Here is an 18,222-nt window from a genome sequence, read left to right as displayed (position 1 = left end):
CAGTTCAGGCATATTCGACGTCCCACCGCTTGATTCCGTTCAGCCAGCCTGAACGCAGCCGCACCGGTTCGGCGACCTGGCGCAGGTTCGGCATCGCGTCGGCGATGGCGTTGAACATCAGGTCGATCTGCAGCCGGGCCAGGTTGGCGCCGACGCAGTAATGGGTGCCGGTGCCGCCGAAACCGACGTGCGGGTTGGGATTACGCAGCACGTCGAAGCTGAACGGATCCTGGAACGCTTCCTCATCGAAGTTGGCCGAGCCGTAGAACAATCCGAGCCGCTGGCCCTTCTTGATCTGCTGGCCGCCGAGCTCCAGATCCTGAGTCGCGGTGCGCTGAAAGGCGTTCACCGGGGTGGCCCAGCGGACGATCTCGTCCGGCGCGGTGCGCGGGCGCTGCGCCTTGTACAGCTCCCACTGGTCCGGGTTGTCCACGAACGCCTTCATGCCGTGGGTGATCGAGTTGCGGGTGGTCTCGTTGCCGGCCACCGAGAGCAGGATGACGAAGAAGGCGAACTCGTCCGAGGCCAGGCCCTCACCGTCGATATCGGCGTTGACCAACTGGGTGACGATGTCGTCGGCCGGGCACTTGCGCCGGTCCTCGGCCATGTTCCAGGCGTAGCCCATCACCTCGGCCGTCGCGACCTGGTGGTCACCCTCGAATTCGGGGTCGTCGTAGGAGATCATCTGGTTGGACCAGTCGAAGATCTTCTTGCGGTCTTCCTGCGGGATGCCGATCAGCTCGGCGATCGCCTGCAACGGTAGTTCGCAGGCGACCTGCTCGACGAAGTCGCCGCCGCCGGACTTCTTCGCCTCGTGCACGATCTTGGCCGCCCGCTCGGTGAGCGCGGCGCGCAGGTTCTCGATCGCGCGCGGCGTGAAGCCCTTGGAGATGATGCGCCGCACCTTGGTGTGCTTGGGCGGATCGAGGTTGATCAGCAGCATGTCGCTGAGCATGCCGATCTGCTCCGGGGTGACGTCCTCGTTGAACCGGATGATGGAGCCGTTCTCATGCGAGGAGAACAGTTCCGGGTGCTTCGAGATCTCCTTGATGTGGTCGAGCTTGGAGACCACCCAGTAGCCGCCGTCATCGAAGCCGCTGGCCCGGCCGGACTGCGCGCACCACCACACGGGCGCGGTGCGGCGCAGCTCGGCGAACTCCTGCACGGGAAGTCGACTGGCGAGCACGTCGGGGTCGGTGAAGTCGAATCCCGCGGGAATCGAGGGCGTGGTCACGGTCACGGCTAACTCCTACCGGTCTGGGCTGCAGACCTCACGTCATTGTGTGGAACACGTTCCAGTAACGATGAAACCACAGCACCCGGCTTTGTGAACAGTGTTTAGTAAAACCCGTTTACTCGATTCTCCGGACCGCTACGGCAGCAGCCGAACGTCGCAGCGGACGCCCTGCGGCGTCGCGAAGGCCAGTAGGTTGTGCGCCTCGGTTTCGATCGCAGCGCGGTCCGCCAAGGCCAGTGGGCGCAGCGGCCGCACCGTCAGTACCTCGGTGTCGTCGATCCGCGTGCGAGTCCAGATCGCGGCGACCGTGCCGTCGACGAGCACCGTCGCGGCGACGCCCGCGCCGACGCAGACCTGCGCGCGCACCTCCTTGGTCATGATCCGGGTCCGATCGGCATGGGCGAGCAAGGTCGCGTCGAACTCCGGCAGCAAACGCACCGGAGCGGGCAGGTCCGCGTCGGGTCGCGGCGCGTCCGGGAGGTCGAACAGTTCCCTGCCGAATTCATCGGTGTAGCTGCGCAATTCGGGGCGCAACCGGTCGAACACCGCACGCAGTCCGCTCACCCCCGACCATGCCCGTGCGTCGGCGGTGCTGGCGGGGCCGAAGGCGGCCAGGTAGCGACGGACCAACTGCCGCAGGTCCGCTTCGGTTGCCGCCGACGGCATTCCGATCCATTCGGTACCGGCGAACGGCGTCGCACCGCGGACGTTCCAGGTGCCGCTCGGCGCCGGATGCACGAACGGCACGAGGTACTGCGCCGTCCACCCGAGTGCGGACGGGTCCGCGCCGGGCCGTTGCGCCGCCAGCAGCCTGCCCAGTTCGGGCCTGGTCAGCACCTTTCCATCGGCCAGTAGCGCGGTGGCGTCGGCGACCAGCGCGTCGAGGTCGATACCCTCGGTGCGACGACCGAACGCGTTGCGCTGCACCCGGCGCAGCAATGGGGCGAGCACCGGCCGGACCAGCCGGAAGTCCGGCACCGACATCACGTGCTGGGTGGCGCGCATCATCGTGGAACGCACCAGCGTGCGGTCCTCGATCGCGGCGGTGAGGTCGCCGATCGCGAAGTCGGACAGTCTGTTCCACAGCGCCAGGTACGGCAGGTTCGGATCCTGCGCGTTCAGGCCGAGCACCTGCTCGACCGCTGCGACCACGGAAAGATCGGTCCGCCGCAGCAGTAGCTGCCGTTCGAGCATGGCGCGGTTGAGCGCCCGCGAGCTCAGCACGCCGGACCGGGTTCGCCGCATCGGCTCGCGGGCGGCCATCTCAGGCGAGCTTCCGGAAGAAGACGCGTAGGTCGTCGACCACCGCTCGCGGCTGCTCCATGGCCAGGAAGTGCCCGCCGCGCCCGAGTTCGGTCCAGTGCACGATGGGGTGATCGCGCTCGGCCCAGCGGCGAATGGTCACGTCGTGTGCGGAGACCAGCACGCCGGTCGGCACGGTCGAGCGGGCCGCGGTCGCCCAGTCACCATCCTGTTCGGCGGCCCAGCCGCCCTGGGACTCTTCAGAGTTCCGCTCGCCACCCCACTCGTCCGAGGATTGCTCGACACCCTCGTCCGCGGACCACTCGGCGGAACTCCAGTCGTTCGCGGATATCTCCTCGTAGTAGATCTGCGCCGCCGAACCCGCGGTCCCGGTCAGCCAGTACAGCGAGACATCGAGCAGCATGCGGTCCCGATCGATGGCGTCCTCGGGCAGACCGTCTTCGGGCATGGTCAGCTCCTTGAACTTCTCCACCATCCAGGCCAGCTGGCCGACCGGGGAATCGTTCAGCCCGAAGGCCACCGTCTGTGGACGCTTCGCATTGCACTGCAGGTAGGCATCATTGAAATTCTGCATGCGCTCCCAGCGCTGCTGTTCGAGCTCACTGAGCCCGTCCATCTCCCCTTCGATGCCCATCGGAAAGGTGATCATCGCGCTGAGATGGACACCGACAACCTGCTCCGGCGCCTGCTTGCCGACCTGTGGCGCGACCCAGGAACCGGTGTCGTAGCCGTGTACCCCGTAGCGGTCGTAGCCCAGCCTGGCCATCAGCTCGGCGAACACCGCCGCCATCTTCGCCGCGCCCATGCCGGGTCCGGCCAGCGGAGTCGAGAAACCGAAGCCGGGCAGCGACGGGATCACCAAGTGGAAGGCGTCGGCGGGGTCGCCGCCGTGCGCGCGAGGATCCGAGAGCGGGCCGATCACGTCGAGGAAGTCGGTGACCCCGCCCGGCCAGCCGTGCAGCAGCAGCAAGGGCGTCGCGTCCGGTTCGGGCGAGCGGACGTGCAGGAAGTGGATGTTCTGCCCGTCCACCTCGGTGCTGAACTGCGGGTAGGCGTTGAGCAGCGATTCCTGTGCCCGCCAGTCGAATTCGGTGCGCCAGTACTCGGCGAGATCTTTCAGGTAGCCGACCGGTACGCCTCGGCTCCAGCCAACGCCCGGCAGTTCGGCGGGCCAGCGGGTGTTCGCCAACCGCGCGCGCAGATCATCGAGCTGGACCTGCGGGATCTCGATGCGGAAGGGGCGGACGTTCTCCGGTGTCTTTGTCATGAACACAACGGTATTGAGCTCTTAGGACAGGTTCGTTCCTAACAAAATCAGCAATTCCGGCAGCGATGAGAACGCCGCCCGAGTGCACGGACGGCGTTCGCCTCGTCGGGCCGACTAGCCGGTCGCGCCGATCAGCGGATAACGGTCGGTGTCGAAGGGTTGTCCGGGCTCGATGCCGGGCACCTCGTCCTGGTAGGTCGGCTCGGCACCCGCCGGAGCGGGGTTGTAGGTGGCCGCGGCATCCATGTACACCGTCGCCAAACTGATTCTGGCCGTCTCGGTTTCGTTGGCCCCGGCCGAATGCACCAGTCGCGCATCGTGAAAGGTGCAATCGCCGGCGCGCAGCGGCACGGTGACCTGCGGCCACCAGCGCAGCTCCGGGTGCGCGTCGAACGGGTCGATAAACCAGGCGTCCTCGCGCTGCGGTAGTTCGTGGGACCCGGGGATGAAGGTCAGGCAGCCGCGCTCGACCGGCACATCGACGAGGGCCACCCACGCCGTCAGGGTCGACGCCGATCCGGCGATCGGGAAGGCCGGGGCATCGATGTGCAGCGGCGTTCGGGTGCCGCCGGTGGTTCGCTTGCGCAGCAACTCGCTCTTGAACATCCGCAGCGGCCGTCCAGCGAGCCGCTCGGCGATCCCGGTGATGCCGGGGTGCAGCGCGAGCCGGCGCATGACCGCACTCTTGGCCTCCGGTTCGGCGATCCAGTCCATCACGTTGCCTTCGCCCGGCGTGTCCCAGGAGAGTTTTTCGTGCCGCTCCAGTTGCTCCTGCGCGTCGGCGAGGCACTGCGCCACCTCGTCGACGCTGAGCACACTCGGGATACGCACGTAACCGCGGCTGCGGTAGCTCTCCAGCACATCCGACGAAAGCGTCTGGGATGTAACGGTATTGATCGAATTGGTCATGACTCCACGCTACGAGCCGGTTAGGAACTTCCGGTTCCTAACCGGCATCCGAGCCCTCGATCGATTCGGCGCGATCTCGGTTCGACTGCTCGGTACCGACTCACAGCGGGAGCGATTCGCGGCCCGTCCACCAGTACCGGACACCAGACGGACGACTCGACCTCACGACACAGGCAGCAGCGGCGGTGGCTGCCAACGCCCTTGGACCGCTTCGGCTTTCGGCGCATAAAGCCGAATTGTGAGGGAGAACTGCCCCGATTCCGGTATGGGTAACCAGTTGCCCACCGGCACGCTCGAACCGGGGTCCGCGTGTTGGACAGCGATATCGACGGAGCCGTCCGGATTGGGCACCACGGGGGTTTGATGGCCGACCGCGTAGACCCCGGCCGGGTTGGACATCAAGTAGCTGTCGGCGTCGTAGGCGGTCAGCGACCAGAACGCCTCGACCGGCGGCAGCTGCCCCGCCGGGAAGTGCAGTCGGAACCGGCCCGCGCCGTCCGCCGAGGCGAACAACGTCGGATAGATGGCGTCCTCGGCCAGGTTGGCGCCGAGCCCTTTCCACGCGATGGCGGCGCGCTGCAGGTAGTTGGTGCCGTAGGTGCCGATGGCGGGGTCGAAGGTCCAGCCGTTCTCGTGCATCGCCTGCGGATCGAGGTAGACCGGAATCTGTTGCCGCGCGGTGTGCGCCGCCGAGGACAGTTCCTGGTCGGTGAGCCCGACCACCTTGCCGCCCGGGGTGATCCCGATCGTGGCGAAGCGCTGCATCGCAGGGGCGTCGTCGGGCGCGGGCGGGTTGGTGGCCAGTACCGCGCACATCCGATCGAAGAACGTCCGTGCGTCCATCTCGGCGACCTGCTTCGCGGGCGGCGTCGAATCCGGTTGGGGCGCAGGCGGAAGCGGCGCAACGGGTCGGCCCGCCGTCCAGTCGCTCAGCGGCACCAGCTGCAACTGTCGTTGAATCGCGTGCACGGCGGCCAGGTCCGGCGGACCGTTCACCTGGATCCGGCCGATCAGCCACACCGTCGGCGTCGGCACCGGCAGCGGTGTCACATCGTCGGGCAGGGTGCCTGACCAATTCGGCCCGACGATGGCATAGGTATTCGACGATCCCGGCTTCGCCTGTGGCCGAACGCTGCTCGGGTTGTGCACGGTGTTCGTCCACGCGTCGAGCAGCTGCATCAACCAGTAGCGGCCGCCATCCATGGCGGGCACCCGCAGCACGATCGGCTCGGCTCGCAGATCGAGCCACGCGACCGAGTACAGCGTATCCAGGTTGAGCCGCACCACATCTCGCCGTGCGGGTGTGGGCAGTGCGGCGGCATGCTGGAACCGATTGGCGGGCGTGGACGCTTGGGCCGCCGCCCTGGTGACGTCCATCAGGACCAGTGGGAAGCCGAAGATGTAGGCGTCCTTGGCGATCGACTCGGCGACACTCGGCGCGACGGTGTCGGGTCCGGAGGACGCGTCGTCGGACCGACCGCAGGCCGACAACCCCGCCGCGGCAACGGTCGCCGCCAACCCGAACACGCTACGACGCGACAGTCCGCCTTCGCCCATAGGTTCCCCTGCTTCCGATCCGGTCGGACATGGCCAGCGATCGGGCAGGAGTATAGCTAAATGTTTGCCGTTGGCGGCTCAGGTGCCCAGCACTGCGTTCATGATGGTGCCCGCGCTGGTGGCGACGACGCCGCCGATCATGGCTCCCGCGATCATCTTCGGCGACTGCAGCGCGCCACCCTGCCACTTCTCCCAGGCGAACTTGCCGCCCGCGAAGATGATGGCCAGTATCCCCGACAGCAGCGCGAACCAGGTGAGGTAGCGAACCATCTGTAAGAGCTTGTCCGACAAGGGCGGCGCTTCCGGGGTCGGGTTGCTGACCTGCGCCAATGTCGTGAAGGTATCCCCGACCGACGCCAGAATGATGCTCACCGTCTACTCCCTACGCTCCACTACAACCTTGGTGCCGCCGAGCTGCCACGCGAAAGTTGTTCAACCCCCGCTCCACCCATCATCCCGAGCTTCAGCAACCCCGGCAAGTGCCCTGGTACGCGGAACTTCACGTCAGGGCGCCGACCCGACTGCATTGCAGCGAACAAACCGATACCATCGCAGACAGCGAATCCTGCCCTGTCCCGAATCCAGAATGAGCTGACCACGATGATCCTGCTCGCCGTGCACGACACACTGCTTGCTCAGATCGGCAACCCCAGCCCCGAGGCTCCGCCGGTCTCCGACAAGTTCCTTCAACTGGTCCGCTACTTCACCTGGTTCGTTCTCCTGGCCGGCATCGTCGCCATCATTTACGCGGGCGGCAAGTTCGCGTGGGAGAAGTGGACCGGCGGCGGCCTCGACTCCCCGAAGATGGTGGCGGGGGCCATGATCGGTGGTGTCGTCGCCACCAGCGCGGGCACCATCATGAACGCCGTCATCGGCTGACCCCCGCCCGCACCTCTACGCCCTGAACTACTGGTCCGCCAACCAGCTTCCGTGGAACCCGAACGGGACCCGCCGCGGAAGGTGGATGGTGGCGACCGGTGCCGCGGCCAGGTCGGTGGCGTCCAGGATGGTCAGATCGCTGCTGTCGGTCGCGGCGTCGTAGACGAAGGTCATGAGATAGCCATCGCCGCCCGGGTTCTCGTCGGCGGGCGCGAAGACCGCCTCGCCCGGGATCCGTCCCTGACCGAACTCATGGGACGTGCTGCCGCCGGTGTGCAGGTCGTAGCGCAGTAGCGCGCCCGAATCGTCGGACACCGCGGCATGACCGAACCGCGCGTTCGACCCGACCAGACGATCGTCCACCCGCGGGAATTCGGCGACCCGATCGTCGAGCTGCTCCTCGGCGACGGTGCCCGCGGCGAGATCGATGGTCCACCGCCACAGGGTCGACTTGTCGAAGGTGTGCGTCTCGGTGCGCCACAACTGCGGATAGCGCATCACGTACAGCACGATCTTGCCCGGCTCGTCGTAGGCGTTGAGCGTGTGGAAGACATAGCAGGGCTCGATCGGGAACCAGCGCACCTCGCCGTGCGGATCGTCGCGCCGGAGCACACCGAGGCGCGCCTGGTAACTGTCGCTCCAGCGAAACGGCATGCCGGTGCGGGCAATCGCTTCCGCGACGTCGAAAACGACGGGTAGATCCATGAATACGACGTGCTCGGCGGTGAGGTTGAAGTCGTGCTGCATTGTCGGCGCAGGCACCTCGATCGGACGGCTGAGCTGCAGATTGCCGTCGGCGTCGGCCCGGTGATAGGTCAAGAAGGGCGGGCTGGTGAGTTCGTAGCCGAAGAAGTGCAGCTCGCCGGTGACCGGGCAGGTCTTGGGGTGCGCGGTCATCGCGGTGCTCAGCCTGCCGTCGAAATCGTAAGCACCGACGGTGTCCAGGTCGCAGGTCAGTTCGTACGGAAAAGACGACTCGACCAGCGCCAGCGTGCGGCCCGCGTGCCGGATGACATGGGTGTTGGCCACACCGGTGGCCAGATTGTGGTTGCCGAGCTCGTCGTAGATGGGCGTGTCGTCGGTGAAGGTCGACGTGCGGACCCAGCGATTGCGGTAGGAGACCGCCCGTCCGTTCTCGATCCGTACACCGTGCACCATGCCGTTGCCTGCGAACCAGTGGTGTGAGGCGGCCGCGTGCGGATTCGGGCCGTTGCGCAGATACCAGCCGGTGAGTTCGGGCGGAAGCTGTCCGGTAACCGGCAGGTCGTAGGTGGTGAGTTCGTCGGTGACGGGTGCGTAGTTGCCGGTGAGGTGCGGCACGGAAGTGGTCATGGGAGACAACCGATCTGATCAGGCGTGGACGGCGACTGGTGACTTGGATTTGATGTGGGCGACATAGCGGATCGTGAACACCGCGGGTACCACGAACGCGAGAACCTGCGCGACGGTCCGCGGTGTCGATGCGGCATGCGCGAGCGCCGTCAGCACGACGCAACCGAGGGTGAAGCTCACCGCCCACACCGCGGTGAGCACGTAGGCGGTGCGGACGAACACCGGGTGATCCCAGAGCTCCTGCGGGGCAGTCTGTTTCGCGATACCGAGGGTGAAGGGTTTGCGCAGTGCCAGCGAGGCACCCGCGATCAGCGCGAGCACGCCGGAGGACAGCGCGGGGGTGTAGGGGTGCAGCGCGGTATCCGGGTCGGCGAAAGCGAGCACCGTCAACGCCGCGAAGAAGATCAGTGATCCGAGATCGATGATCAAGGCGTCGAGGGTACGACCGGCCCGGAGTTGCCTGGTCACCTCGAACAGCGACAGCAGCAGCGCGCCCAGCGCCGCCCACTGCCAGTGCGCGGCGGGGACCACGGCGTAGACGATCCAGGGGGCGAACGTCCGCAGATACGACATGACCGACAGCTCCTCGTCGCTCGACATTCCAGTTTTGACATGTCGAAACTAGATGCTGCGAATCCGACCTGTCAAGAACGGAATGTAGAGTGACCGGCATGAGCCTTCGGTACGCCGTGCTCGGCCTGCTGGCCGACCGCCCTGCCAGCGGTTACGACCTGATCTATCGGTTCAAGAACTCGCTGGCCAACATCTGGACCGCGACGCAGAGCCAGATCTATACCGAGCTCACCAAGCTCGCCGACGCCGAACTGATCAACGTGTCAGAAGAAGGTCCGCGCGGCCGCAAGGAATACACCATCACCGAGACGGGTCTGGCCGCGCTACGACACTGGCTCACCGAGACCACGCCGAAGCAGACCAACCGCAACGAACTGCTGCTCCGCGTGTTCTTCCTCGGCGTCATACCGCGCGCCCAAGCCGAGGCGTACCTGACCGACATCGAGGACTGGGCCGCCCGAAGTCACGCCGACCTGATCGCGCTCAAAGAGTCGATCGACTGGACGGACAACGACTTCTCCAGAAACGGCCGCATGGCCCTGGAATGGGGCGAACGCTTCTTCGTGATGAACAAGGAGTGGGCCGAGTGGGCGAAGAAACAGATGCCCGAGCGCTGAAGGCGTTTCAGCGCAGGACGCCCGCATCCCGGGCCGCCCGCAACCAAGCCGGGAACTCACCGAGCAGCCGCGCGTACAACTCGCCGTCGTCGACCCGATCGATGTCGTCGAGCGCGAAAAAGCCTGCGTTGTCGACGATTCGGCCGGTCAGCTCGTCCAGCGAGCGGAGCAGGCCGTAGTTGGCCCGGCCGAGGCCGATGAACTGCCAGAAGGCAGGCAGGTGCGACGCTTCGCGCATGAGCGCGCTGATGTCACGTTTGTTCGCGAAGCCGCCATCGGTGAAGAACAGAATCAGCGTCGGCCCGTCGCCGGGGCGTAGCGAGGCCATGATGTCGCGCATGACCGGCAATTCGTCGTTACGGCCGCCGATTCGGTCGTAGTCGATGCCCGCGTGGGTGCCGCCGAGGTGCAGGTAGGTCTGCGCCCACTCGTCGGCCTGCGCGACGGTGATATCGGGCAGCTTGGCGAACGAGAGCGCGTACAGGTACGCCTCCAGTGCGCCGTTGTCGTCCAGCTGAGTCGCCACCGGAACCATCCGCTGCACCACGCGGTGCACCACCTGATTGCGGTATTGCTTCTGCATGCTGCCGGTCTTGTCGATCACCAGCACGACGCGTGCGCGAATTCCCCAGGCACCCGTGTCGACCAGTACCTTGGCGACCGCGCGCTTGCGCATGTCCAGCCGGTCGCGCTTCTCGAACGACAGAGCCGCCTCGCCCGGCACCGTACGCACTTCGAGCTCCGTTGCGGCGGCGGGTAATTCGGCCGAGGCAGGCGCATCGTCCACGTGCACACCATGATCGGTGACGAGCTCGGCGAAACCGCCCGCGTACCCCTGCCCCACCGCCCGGACCTTCCACTCGGCACCACGGCGGTACAGCTCGAGCGCGATGACCACGGACTCGCCGGTGAGGCCGTCGATCCGGTACTCGTACAACACGTTTCCGGACGGATCGGCCATCGTGGCCACCGGCGCGGCGAACGCACCGAAGGTGGCGTTCGGATCGTCCAGTGTGATCACCACCCGCAGCTGCTCGATCTCCGCGGGGAGATCGGCGAACGAAACCTCCAGCGCCGCAGCCACATCGAGCCGCAACAGCACACCGGGCGCGGTGGGTTGATTGAAGAACACGAAGTCCGCGTCCGAACGCACCGTCCCCGCCGCCGTCACCAGCAATGCGGACAGCTCGATGGCCGCCGCACTCCACACCGACAGCACGACCCGAGGCTGCGCCACCGACCCGTTCTGCCCCTTGACAAGCGCAGCACTCACCGAGACTCCCTACATCACACCGACGACCCGTAGTCAGGGTAGGCCAGCGGCTATGTCGCCGCCGGATGACCGGTCCGCCAACCGGTCAACGCGACGACCGCGGCCGCGATGTCCTCCGGGGTGCGGTCGGTCGTGTCGACGACGTGGACCCAGTCCGGCGCCGCGGCGGCGAGCTCGCGCGACATGGCGATGCTGCGTTCGATGTGCCTGGCCAGCTCGATGCCGTTCTCGCGGTGCGCGAGCCGGGCTCGGGCGGTGCGATCGTCGCAGGTCAGCAGGACCGCGGTGAGGGTGGGCGTGTCGCCCATCGCGGCAGAGAGCTCGCCCATGACCTCCGGCAAGACGCACGCGGTATTCGTATAGACCAGTCGGCGGTAGCCGAGCGCGCGGTAGTTCTGCCACATCGCCGCCAGGTTCTGTTCGGCTAGGCCGTGCTCCCAGGTCGGCGGGTAGGCCAGGTCGAGGTTGTCGCCCTCGATCAGCGCGTGGCGCACCTTGGCGCGGGACAGCAGTGCGTGCACCGCGAGGCCGACCCGGCTCTTGCCGACACCCGAACGTCCGCCGAGAAACAGCGCTTCCGTCTCCGAGATCACCTGCCCAGCATGCCAACCTCTGCGCTGCGATGCCGCTCACAGCCCTTGCGTTCGGAATAGTTGTGACATCACAATCATTGTGTGATCACAACTGTTGAGGAGATGACGGCACGGCGCAAGACGCTCGTGCTGGCCACCTGCTGCCTGAGCCTGCTGATCGTGTCGATGGACGCGACGATCGTGAATGTCGCGATCCCGACCATCAAGGCCGATCTGGACGCGCCGCTGTCCCGGCTGCAGTGGATCGTCGACGTCTACACGCTCACGCTGGCCAGCCTGCTGATGCTGGCCGGTGCGGCGGCGGACCGGTTCGGGCGGCGCAGGGTGTTCCGCATCGGCCTGATCACCTTCGCGCTCGGCTCGCTGCTGTGCAGTCTCGCCCCGTCCATCGAGGTCTTGATCGCGGCCCGGTTCGTGCAGGCGATCGGCGGCTCGATGCTCAACCCGGTGGCGATGTCGATCATCACCACGGTGTTCACCGGACGGGTGGAACGTGCTCGGGCGGTGGGAGTTTGGGGCGCGGTGGTCGGTATCTCGATGGCGCTCGGCCCGACCGTCGGCGGCGTGCTGATCGACACCCTCGGTTGGCAGTCGGTGTTCTGGATCAATCTGCCGATCTGTGCGCTGGCGCTGGTGCTCACCACTGTCTTTGTGCCGGAGTCGAAGTCGGCGACGGTGCGCGGCATCGACCCGATCGGACAGGTCCTCGCGGTGGTGTTCCTGTTCTCCACGGTCTTCGGACTGATCGAGCGGCAGCCGGTGATCTTCGTGGTCTCGGCGATCGCCCTGGCGGCGTTCGTCTACTACGAGTCGCGCCGCGTCGACCCCTTCATCGATCTGCGCTTCTTCCGCAGCGTGCCGTTCAGCTCGGCGACGGTGATCGCCGTCTTCTCCTTCGCCGCGCTCGGCGCGTTCCTGTTCAGCTGCTCGCTGTATCTGCAGACGGTGCGGCACTATTCGGCCGTGCACACCGGGCTGCTGTATCTGGCGATGGCGGTCGCCGTGGTGATCTTCTCGCCGCTGTCGGGGCGGCTGGTCGGCAGGTACGGTACCCGGCCGTCGCTGATCGCCTCCGGTGTGGCGATGACCGTCGCCGCCGCGCTACTCACCACGCTCGACCCGCAGACCCCGGTGTGGGCCCTGGTGGTCATGTTCGCGATCTTCGGGATCGGCTTCGGCATGGTCAACGCGCCGATCACCACCACGGCGGTCAGCGGCATGCCACTGGATCGGGCGGGCGCGGCGTCCTCGGTCGCCTCGACCAGCCGTCAGGTGGGCACGAGCATCGGTGTCGCCCTGTGCGGCGCGCTGACCGGCGCGGGACTGTGGTGGGTGATCGCGGTGCTGACCGCCGGTGTCGCCATACTCGGCATAGCCGCGAACACCCCGTGGGCCAAGCGATCCAGTGACCGCGTCGCCCCACTGCTGGAACAGAAAGTGCCCGCCCATGCCGGATAACACCCCGAACCCCGACGAGGTATGGGCCATGCTCACCCGTCTCGTGATGTACTCCCGCGACCCGTGGCGGCGGGCCGCGAGCGAGCGAACGGGTTTGTCGTTCGGCCGCATCCGGGTGCTGCGCCGGCTGCGGAACGGGCCGATGACGGTCAAGGAGCTGGCGTACGCGGCGGCCATCGATGCCCCCGCCGCCACGGTCGCGGTCAATCAGCTCGAGGAGTTGGGTTACGTCGTGCGGGAGGTCGATCCCACCAACCGGCGCCAGAAGCTGGTCTCCATCACCATGGACGGGCGCGCCGTACTCGCACAGGCTCTAGCCACCCCGGATCCCGCGCCGGACTCGGTCGCCGCCCTACCGCCGGACGATCTGCGGACCCTGCGCGACATCCTGAGCAAGATCGAGCACTGATCCGTGAAAGGAGCTCAGGCGCTGACGAATTCGCGCTTCGGTGACCGAGCCTCCAGAGGTTCCCCCGCACATGGCCGAGCGGGCGGCGCCCGATAGGGGCGCACACCCGCTCGACGGTGAACCGAAGACTCGGTCAGCTGCGGAAGGCGTCCTTGACCTTCTCGCCCGCGTCCTTGAGGTTGGACTTGATCTGATCGCCCTTGCCCTCGTTCTTCAGGTCCTGATCGTCAGTGGCCTCGCCGAACTTTTCCTTCGCCTTGCCGGCGAGGTCGTCAGCCTTGTTCTGGGCCTTGTCAGCTGTGCTCATTGTCTAACCCCTTTCGTCGGGTCCGACCGACCATGCCTTTATCGAGCCGGTCGTGTGGCGGATAACCCACCTGCGCCGAGGCAAACACGTGCGGGCGGTCACAGTAACTGCGAGTTACTGGAATTCAGGCCCGCTAGCTGGGGGTTCAGGCCTCAGATCGCAGTGGAATTCGCAGTGGTCAGAGGATCGGCCTGCCGCCGGTGACGGCGACGCGGGCACCGGAGATGTAGCTACCGTCGTCCGAGGCGAGCAGCACGTAGGTGGAGGCGAGTTCGGCCGGTTGCCCGGCCCGGCCGAGCGGGGTGTCGTCGCCGAACTTGCTGACCTTCTCCGGCGGCATCGTCGCGGGGATCAACGGCGTCCAGATCGGCCCCGGCGCCACGCTGTTGACCCGAATTCCCTTCTCCCCCAGCAACTGCGCCAGGCTTGCCGAGAAGTTGGCGATGGCCGCCTTGGTCGCGGCGTACGGCGCGAGCGTCGGGCTGGGCATATCCGAGTTCACCGACGAGCTGCCGATGATCGACGAGCCGGGCGGCATGTGCGGCAGCGCGGCCTTGACCAGGTAGAAGTAGGCCCCGACGTTCAGTTTGAAGGTGTAGTCGAACTCTTCGTCGCTGATCTCGTCGAGGGTGGTGTGCGTCATCTGATAGGCGGCGTTGCTGACCAGCACGTCGATCTTGCCGAATTCGGCTGCCGCACGGTCGATCACGGCGCGGCAGTGTTGTGGGTCGGACAGGTCGCCTGGCATCAGCACCGCCTTGCGACCGGCGTCTTCCACCAGCTGTGCGACCTCTTTCGCGTCCGCGTCCTCGTTGAGATAGGAGATCAGCACGTCGGCGCCCTCGCGCGCGAAGGCGATCGCGACCGCACGGCCGATCCCGCTGTCCGCACCGGTGATCACCGCCGCTTTGCCGGTCATCTTCCCGGAACCGCGGTAACTCTGCTCGCCACAGTCCGGCACCGGCTGCATCTGGGCCTGAATACCGGGGACTTCTTGCTGTTGCTCGGGGAAACCCATAGCGGAGAACCTCCTGCGCGCTCGGATGGGACGCAGACCGGTTATCCCGTCGCCGCGCCCGGAAACCTCCGTCGCGTCCTTTCGATGGCTCCGTCGGCCGCGATAGGTATACGATTCTGCGGGTCGGTGGAACGGTCCAACAGACGGCTGGCCACCGCGTTTTTCGAGCACGCGAGAGTCCGATTCGCGGTGGGATGGACCGGAGGCGGCATTGTCCGAGATGTCGATTACTGCTTTCGCGACCGACACCAGCAGCAACGGTGTCAGCGAGGGTCTGCTTTCCGAGCTGGTAGAGCACCTCCGGCAGAATCGCACGGTGTTGCGCGAGGAATGGGCGCGCCGTATCACCGAGGCACAATTACTGACCGCGATGACGCCGGACGAGATGTTCTCCGAAGCCACCTCCGTCTACGACAACTACGTCGCCGTGCTGGAGACCGGTTCGGTGGAGGCCTTGCAGGACTACGCCCGCGACCTGTCCGAGCGCATCATCCCGAGAGGAGTCGAGACCGACGAGGTCCTCGGCATCGTCCTGCTGCTGCGCGACGTGCTGGCTCGCTCGCTGTTCGAGAAGTACCAGGCGGACTTCCAGCTGCTCAACGCGGTGCTCGACGCCTACGAACCGGCCGCCAACCGCATCGCCAACACCGTGGGCGTCTCCTTCGTCGAGGAACGCGAACGCATCATCCGCCAGCAGCAGGAGGCGATCCGCGAGCTGTCCACCCCGGTTCTCCAGGTGCGGGAACAGCTGCTCATCCTGCCGATCATCGGCGTGCTCGACGGCCAGCGTGCCCGTCAGCTCACCGAGCAGCTGCTGCGCGCGATCCGGGCCAACCGCGCCAAGGTCGTCGTCATCGACATCACCGGTGTGCCGACCATCGACTCAACGGTGGCCAACCACCTGGTGCAGACCGTCGACGCGTCCGGTCTGATGGGCGCGAACGTGATCATCACAGGCCTCTCCTCGGAGATCGCGCTGACGCTGGTCACCATCGGCCTCGACCTGTCGAAGATGAACGCGGTCGGCGACCTGCAAGGCGGCATCGAGGAGGCCGAACGACTGCTCGGCTACGAGGTGAGCCGCACCGACACCACGCGACGAACGGAAGCCTGAAGGCTATTCGGCTCCGGAATGCTCGTGCACGGTCAGCAGCAAGTGGTCGAACGCGGTCTGCACCTGCGGCGGCGCAGGCGGCAGTGAGTCCAGTTCGGCGATCAGCCGACTGGCCAGAGTGCGCAGCTTGACGTTGGTCTCCTGGGACCGCCACTGCAATACCCGGAACGCCTGCTCGGCGTTGAGCCGGTAGACCCGCATCAGCACGCCCTTGGCCTGTTCGATCACCGCCCGCGCCTCGAAAAGTTCCGGCAGCGCGCCGTCGAGCATGTCCTGGCGTTGTTCGTCGATGGTGTCGGTCAGGTCGACGTAGTGCCCCTTGGTGCCGATGACCTTGCCGTTGTCATCGGTCATGGTGTCGCCGAACACGATCACATGGCGGGTCACCCCCGCGGTGTCGATGATGCGGTGGCGGCTGCAGAACGGCTCGGCGTTGCGCAACGACTTGGCGATCGCCTCGGCGACTTGCGCGCGGTCCTCGGGATGCTTGTGTGAGAGCAGCAGTTCCGTGGTCGGCGTCACCGTCCCCGGCGCGTACCCGTGCATCGCGGCGACCGCGTCCGACCATTCCCAGCGCTGATCGGCGAACCAGAATCCGAAGGTCCCGGTCGCCTGCGCTGTGCCGCCGCCGACCACCTGGACGACCGCGTCGGTCGCCGCCTCGGTGGCGGGTGCGCCTGATTCCATCACGCGGTAAGTATGCGCTTCACCTGCGGTTTTCACATCGAGTCGGCGGTCGGTCGCTCGTGTCGGAACCATATTGAAATGCCGTGCATTCAAAAAGGACCCCGGCCAATTCGTCGATCTACTGAGCGATCGCGTCTGACGCATAGACCCATTCGCGTGCCTGGGTGGAGTTGCTGAGTACCGCGACCGCGGCGCCGTCGGCGCCGCTGCGGCGGCCTGCGGCCGAGCACAGCGTGCTCGGTGAACACGCGTGCGACATCCTGGCTCGGGCCCTCGGGGTACAAGCCCCGAATCCTGCACCGACCGCGCGAGAGAACGTCTTCGGCCCGTTGCGCGCCGCGCACGATGCCGGGTAACGCCCGTCACAGTGCACGCCGAGAAGTTGCCGAGGTGATTGGCCCGGCCAGGCACGGGTATGGCCCCAGTGAATCGATGGGAGGCGGTGAACATGATGAAGGTGGCTTCCAGGACATCTGCATCTCACCAGACATCCGTGGTCGCGCACCGAGTCGTCTTCGAGCTGGCCGCTGAGCCGCACGAGCTCGGCATGCTTCGGGCGCTCTCGGACACCACGTGCATGATGGCCGAGGTCCGGCTCGATGCGATCCCGGATATTCGCCTGGTGCTCAGCGAGGCGGCTACCGCGCTGATCCTCGACGCGGTGCCCGGCTCGACGCTGCGGTGCGCGTTCACCTATAACCGGCGCAGCATCAGCGCGCGGATCAGCGCGACGACCACTCGCGATGTCGAGATCACCCGTGACCCGTTGAGCTGGCAGTTGGTGCAGGTACTCACCGATTCTGCCGAGTTGATCAAAGAACCTTTTGAGCCGACGGCGGGAGGGTATCCGACGGCCATCGAATTCAGTTGGGAGCGAGGGTTATCCGATGCAGCGTGACTTCACGGCGGACCGGGCCGACGCACCGCGACGTACGCAATCCCGCGGCGACAGCTACGACAATATCGAGCCGTGGTTCGAGAAGATGGCAACACTCGACGCGGACGATCCGCATCGAAACGAGTTACGCGAGGAAGTAATGCGGCGGTGCCTGCCGCTGGCCGAGCACATCGCCCGCAAGTTCGCCGGTCGCGGTGAGTCTTTCGATGATCTGCAGCAGATCGCCAGTCTCGGTTTGATTCTCGCGGTCGACCGGTTCGACGTCTCGCGCGGCAGCTCGTTCCTCTCCTTCGCCGTGCCGACGATCATGGGCGAGGTGCGCAGGCACTTTCGCGATCACACCTGGGCGGTCCGAGTTCCGCGTCGGCTCAAGGAGATTCAGCAGTTGCTCGGGCCCACGACCGAGACGCTGTCGAACCGGCTCGGCCGGGTACCCACCGCAAGGGAGATCGCCGCCGAACTCGACCTCGATGTCGGTGAGGTCACCCAGGCGTTGATCGCGAAGAACGGTTACCAGACCAACTCGATAGATGCCGTGACCCGCGACGACGGGGAGGCCACGCCGATGCCGCTCGCCGCGGGGCTCGGCGCGGAGGAGCCGTGCTATCAGCTGTTGGAACAGTCCATGACGGTCCGGCCGTTGATCGCCGCGCTACCCGAGCGGGAGCGCAGGGTGCTGATCATGCGGTTCTTCGAGTCGATGACCCAAGCGCAGATCGCCGAGCAACTCGGTGTCTCGCAGATGCAGGTCTCGCGCATTCTCTCCAAGACCTTGAACACGCTGCGCGCCCAGGCCTCGGATGAGGAGCCCGCGGTCTGCGTTGCCTGACG

Annotated in this window: 21 protein-coding genes; 8 read left to right on the top strand and 13 right to left on the bottom strand. The window is 66.4% G+C overall.

Annotated elements, in window-relative coordinates; genetic code table 11:
• Positions 1-4: 4 nt before the first annotated feature.
• From ACIHA7_RS16035 to ACIHA7_RS16010, 6 genes are all read right to left on the bottom strand, one after another.
• The gene (locus ACIHA7_RS16035) at positions 5-1,234 is read right to left on the bottom strand and encodes a cytochrome P450 (protein WP_135237927.1); all 1,230 of its coding nucleotides are present in this window, start codon (positions 1,232-1,234) and stop codon (positions 5-7) included.
• Positions 1,235-1,372: 138 nt separating this feature from the next.
• On the bottom strand, positions 1,373-2,500 hold the full coding sequence (locus ACIHA7_RS16030; RefSeq protein WP_397289944.1) for a winged helix DNA-binding domain-containing protein: 1,128 nt from the start codon (positions 2,498-2,500) through the stop codon (positions 1,373-1,375).
• Between the two features lies 1 nt (position 2,501).
• Complete coding sequence (locus ACIHA7_RS16025) at positions 2,502-3,767, bottom strand: epoxide hydrolase family protein (RefSeq protein WP_397289942.1); 1,266 nt, start codon at positions 3,765-3,767, stop codon at positions 2,502-2,504.
• Positions 3,768-3,881: 114 nt separating this feature from the next.
• Positions 3,882-4,676 (bottom strand): phytanoyl-CoA dioxygenase family protein, encoded by a 795-nt coding sequence (locus ACIHA7_RS16020; RefSeq protein WP_397289940.1) that lies wholly within the window; start codon positions 4,674-4,676, stop codon positions 3,882-3,884.
• Positions 4,677-4,838: 162 nt separating this feature from the next.
• Positions 4,839-6,233, bottom strand: a complete 1,395-nt coding sequence (locus ACIHA7_RS16015; protein WP_397289938.1) for a DUF1254 domain-containing protein — start codon at positions 6,231-6,233, stop codon at positions 4,839-4,841.
• 78 nt (positions 6,234-6,311) lie between these two features.
• Complete coding sequence (locus tag ACIHA7_RS16010) at positions 6,312-6,605, bottom strand: hypothetical protein (RefSeq protein WP_218475583.1); 294 nt, start codon at positions 6,603-6,605, stop codon at positions 6,312-6,314.
• Between the two features lie 228 nt (positions 6,606-6,833).
• On the opposite strand from ACIHA7_RS16010, the gene ACIHA7_RS16005 reads away from it, so the two are divergent.
• Complete coding sequence (locus ACIHA7_RS16005; RefSeq protein ID WP_107654974.1) at positions 6,834-7,112, top strand: hypothetical protein; 279 nt, start codon at positions 6,834-6,836, stop codon at positions 7,110-7,112.
• A gap of 27 nt (positions 7,113-7,139) precedes the next feature.
• On the opposite strand, the gene ACIHA7_RS16000 is transcribed toward ACIHA7_RS16005, so the two are convergent.
• Positions 7,140-8,444 carry a carotenoid oxygenase family protein gene (locus ACIHA7_RS16000; protein ID WP_397289935.1) on the bottom strand — a complete coding sequence of 435 codons (1,305 nt, stop codon included), beginning with the start codon at positions 8,442-8,444 and terminating at the stop codon, positions 7,140-7,142.
• A gap of 18 nt (positions 8,445-8,462) precedes the next feature.
• On the bottom strand, positions 8,463-9,044 hold the full coding sequence (locus ACIHA7_RS15995; RefSeq protein ID WP_397289933.1) for a hypothetical protein: 582 nt from the start codon (positions 9,042-9,044) through the stop codon (positions 8,463-8,465).
• Positions 9,045-9,115: 71 nt separating this feature from the next.
• Here ACIHA7_RS15995 and ACIHA7_RS15990 point away from each other — a divergent pair, with 71 nt between their 5' ends.
• Positions 9,116-9,634, top strand: a complete 519-nt coding sequence (locus ACIHA7_RS15990; RefSeq protein ID WP_397289931.1) for a PadR family transcriptional regulator — start codon at positions 9,116-9,118, stop codon at positions 9,632-9,634.
• Between the two features lie 7 nt (positions 9,635-9,641).
• Here ACIHA7_RS15990 and ACIHA7_RS15985 read toward each other — a convergent pair whose 3' ends face one another.
• Positions 9,642-10,907 carry a VWA domain-containing protein gene (locus ACIHA7_RS15985; RefSeq protein ID WP_397289929.1) on the bottom strand — a complete coding sequence of 422 codons (1,266 nt, stop codon included), beginning with the start codon at positions 10,905-10,907 and terminating at the stop codon, positions 9,642-9,644.
• A 50-nt stretch (positions 10,908-10,957) separates the two neighbouring features.
• On the bottom strand, positions 10,958-11,500 hold the full coding sequence (locus tag ACIHA7_RS15980; RefSeq protein WP_397289927.1) for an ATPase: 543 nt from the start codon (positions 11,498-11,500) through the stop codon (positions 10,958-10,960).
• Between the two features lie 81 nt (positions 11,501-11,581).
• On the opposite strand from ACIHA7_RS15980, the gene ACIHA7_RS15975 reads away from it, so the two are divergent.
• Both ACIHA7_RS15975 and ACIHA7_RS15970 read left to right on the top strand, forming a co-directional pair.
• On the top strand, positions 11,582-12,958 hold the full coding sequence (locus ACIHA7_RS15975; RefSeq protein WP_397289925.1) for an MFS transporter: 1,377 nt from the start codon (positions 11,582-11,584) through the stop codon (positions 12,956-12,958).
• Positions 12,948-13,367 carry a MarR family winged helix-turn-helix transcriptional regulator gene (locus tag ACIHA7_RS15970; RefSeq protein WP_397289923.1) on the top strand — a complete coding sequence of 140 codons (420 nt, stop codon included), beginning with the start codon at positions 12,948-12,950 and terminating at the stop codon, positions 13,365-13,367. The genes ACIHA7_RS15975 and ACIHA7_RS15970 overlap by 11 nt, the downstream gene beginning before the upstream one ends.
• Before the next feature lie 133 nt (positions 13,368-13,500).
• Here ACIHA7_RS15970 and ACIHA7_RS15965 read toward each other — a convergent pair whose 3' ends face one another.
• On the bottom strand, positions 13,501-13,674 hold the full coding sequence (locus tag ACIHA7_RS15965) for a CsbD family protein (RefSeq protein ID WP_107654970.1): 174 nt from the start codon (positions 13,672-13,674) through the stop codon (positions 13,501-13,503).
• A gap of 178 nt (positions 13,675-13,852) precedes the next feature.
• Positions 13,853-14,692 (bottom strand): SDR family oxidoreductase, encoded by an 840-nt coding sequence (locus tag ACIHA7_RS15960; RefSeq protein WP_397289921.1) that lies wholly within the window; start codon positions 14,690-14,692, stop codon positions 13,853-13,855.
• A gap of 220 nt (positions 14,693-14,912) precedes the next feature.
• On the opposite strand from ACIHA7_RS15960, the gene ACIHA7_RS15955 reads away from it, so the two are divergent.
• Positions 14,913-15,806, top strand: coding sequence for an STAS domain-containing protein (locus tag ACIHA7_RS15955; RefSeq protein WP_397289919.1), 894 nt, complete (start codon positions 14,913-14,915; stop codon positions 15,804-15,806).
• Between the two features lie 3 nt (positions 15,807-15,809).
• Here ACIHA7_RS15955 and ACIHA7_RS15950 read toward each other — a convergent pair whose 3' ends face one another.
• Positions 15,810-16,493 (bottom strand): PAS and ANTAR domain-containing protein, encoded by a 684-nt coding sequence (locus ACIHA7_RS15950; RefSeq protein ID WP_397290792.1) that lies wholly within the window; start codon positions 16,491-16,493, stop codon positions 15,810-15,812.
• 164 nt (positions 16,494-16,657) lie between these two features.
• On the opposite strand from ACIHA7_RS15950, the gene ACIHA7_RS15945 reads away from it, so the two are divergent.
• The 3 genes from ACIHA7_RS15945 (at position 16,658) to ACIHA7_RS15935 (ending at position 18,220) form a co-directional block, all read left to right on the top strand.
• On the top strand, positions 16,658-16,849 hold the full coding sequence (locus ACIHA7_RS15945) for a hypothetical protein (RefSeq protein WP_397289917.1): 192 nt from the start codon (positions 16,658-16,660) through the stop codon (positions 16,847-16,849).
• A 221-nt stretch (positions 16,850-17,070) separates the two neighbouring features.
• Positions 17,071-17,391: an anti-sigma factor gene (locus ACIHA7_RS15940; protein ID WP_397289915.1), complete on the top strand. Its 321-nt coding sequence runs from the start codon at positions 17,071-17,073 to the stop codon at positions 17,389-17,391.
• Positions 17,381-18,220, top strand: a complete 840-nt coding sequence (locus ACIHA7_RS15935; protein ID WP_397289912.1) for an RNA polymerase sigma factor SigF — start codon at positions 17,381-17,383, stop codon at positions 18,218-18,220. Before ACIHA7_RS15940 ends, ACIHA7_RS15935 begins: the two co-directional genes overlap by 11 nt.
• Positions 18,221-18,222 lie beyond the last annotated feature (2 nt).

It is taken from the genome of Nocardia sp. NPDC052316, from assembly GCF_044547795.1.
Taxonomy (GTDB): domain Bacteria; phylum Actinomycetota; class Actinomycetes; order Mycobacteriales; family Mycobacteriaceae; genus Nocardia.
This window is presented reverse-complemented; position numbering and strand designations above follow the sequence as displayed.

Bases quoted from the DNA above. Each gene is read 5' to 3' on its own strand.
- ACIHA7_RS15950 (WP_397290792.1), bottom strand. From the start codon at position 16,493: ATGGAATCAGGCGCACCCGCCACCGAGGCGGCGACCGACGCGGTCGTC.
- ACIHA7_RS15965 (WP_107654970.1), bottom strand. From the start codon at position 13,674: ATGAGCACAGCTGACAAGGCCCAGAACAAGGCTGACGACCTCGCCGGC.
- ACIHA7_RS16025 (WP_397289942.1), bottom strand. From the start codon at position 3,767: ATGACAAAGACACCGGAGAACGTCCGCCCCTTCCGCATCGAGATCCCG.
- ACIHA7_RS16005 (WP_107654974.1), top strand. From the start codon at position 6,834: ATGATCCTGCTCGCCGTGCACGACACACTGCTTGCTCAGATCGGCAAC.
- ACIHA7_RS15960 (WP_397289921.1), bottom strand. From the start codon at position 14,692: ATGGGTTTCCCCGAGCAACAGCAAGAAGTCCCCGGTATTCAGGCCCAG.
- ACIHA7_RS15995 (WP_397289933.1), bottom strand. From the start codon at position 9,044: ATGTCGAGCGACGAGGAGCTGTCGGTCATGTCGTATCTGCGGACGTTC.
- ACIHA7_RS15940 (WP_397289915.1), top strand. From the start codon at position 17,071: ATGATGGCCGAGGTCCGGCTCGATGCGATCCCGGATATTCGCCTGGTG.
- ACIHA7_RS15970 (WP_397289923.1), top strand. From the start codon at position 12,948: ATGCCGGATAACACCCCGAACCCCGACGAGGTATGGGCCATGCTCACC.
- ACIHA7_RS16020 (WP_397289940.1), bottom strand. From the start codon at position 4,676: ATGACCAATTCGATCAATACCGTTACATCCCAGACGCTTTCGTCGGAT.
- ACIHA7_RS16015 (WP_397289938.1), bottom strand. From the start codon at position 6,233: ATGGGCGAAGGCGGACTGTCGCGTCGTAGCGTGTTCGGGTTGGCGGCG.
- ACIHA7_RS16030 (WP_397289944.1), bottom strand. From the start codon at position 2,500: ATGGCCGCCCGCGAGCCGATGCGGCGAACCCGGTCCGGCGTGCTGAGC.
- ACIHA7_RS15990 (WP_397289931.1), top strand. From the start codon at position 9,116: ATGAGCCTTCGGTACGCCGTGCTCGGCCTGCTGGCCGACCGCCCTGCC.
- ACIHA7_RS15935 (WP_397289912.1), top strand. From the start codon at position 17,381: ATGCAGCGTGACTTCACGGCGGACCGGGCCGACGCACCGCGACGTACG.
- ACIHA7_RS16000 (WP_397289935.1), bottom strand. From the start codon at position 8,444: ATGACCACTTCCGTGCCGCACCTCACCGGCAACTACGCACCCGTCACC.
- ACIHA7_RS15955 (WP_397289919.1), top strand. From the start codon at position 14,913: ATGTCGATTACTGCTTTCGCGACCGACACCAGCAGCAACGGTGTCAGC.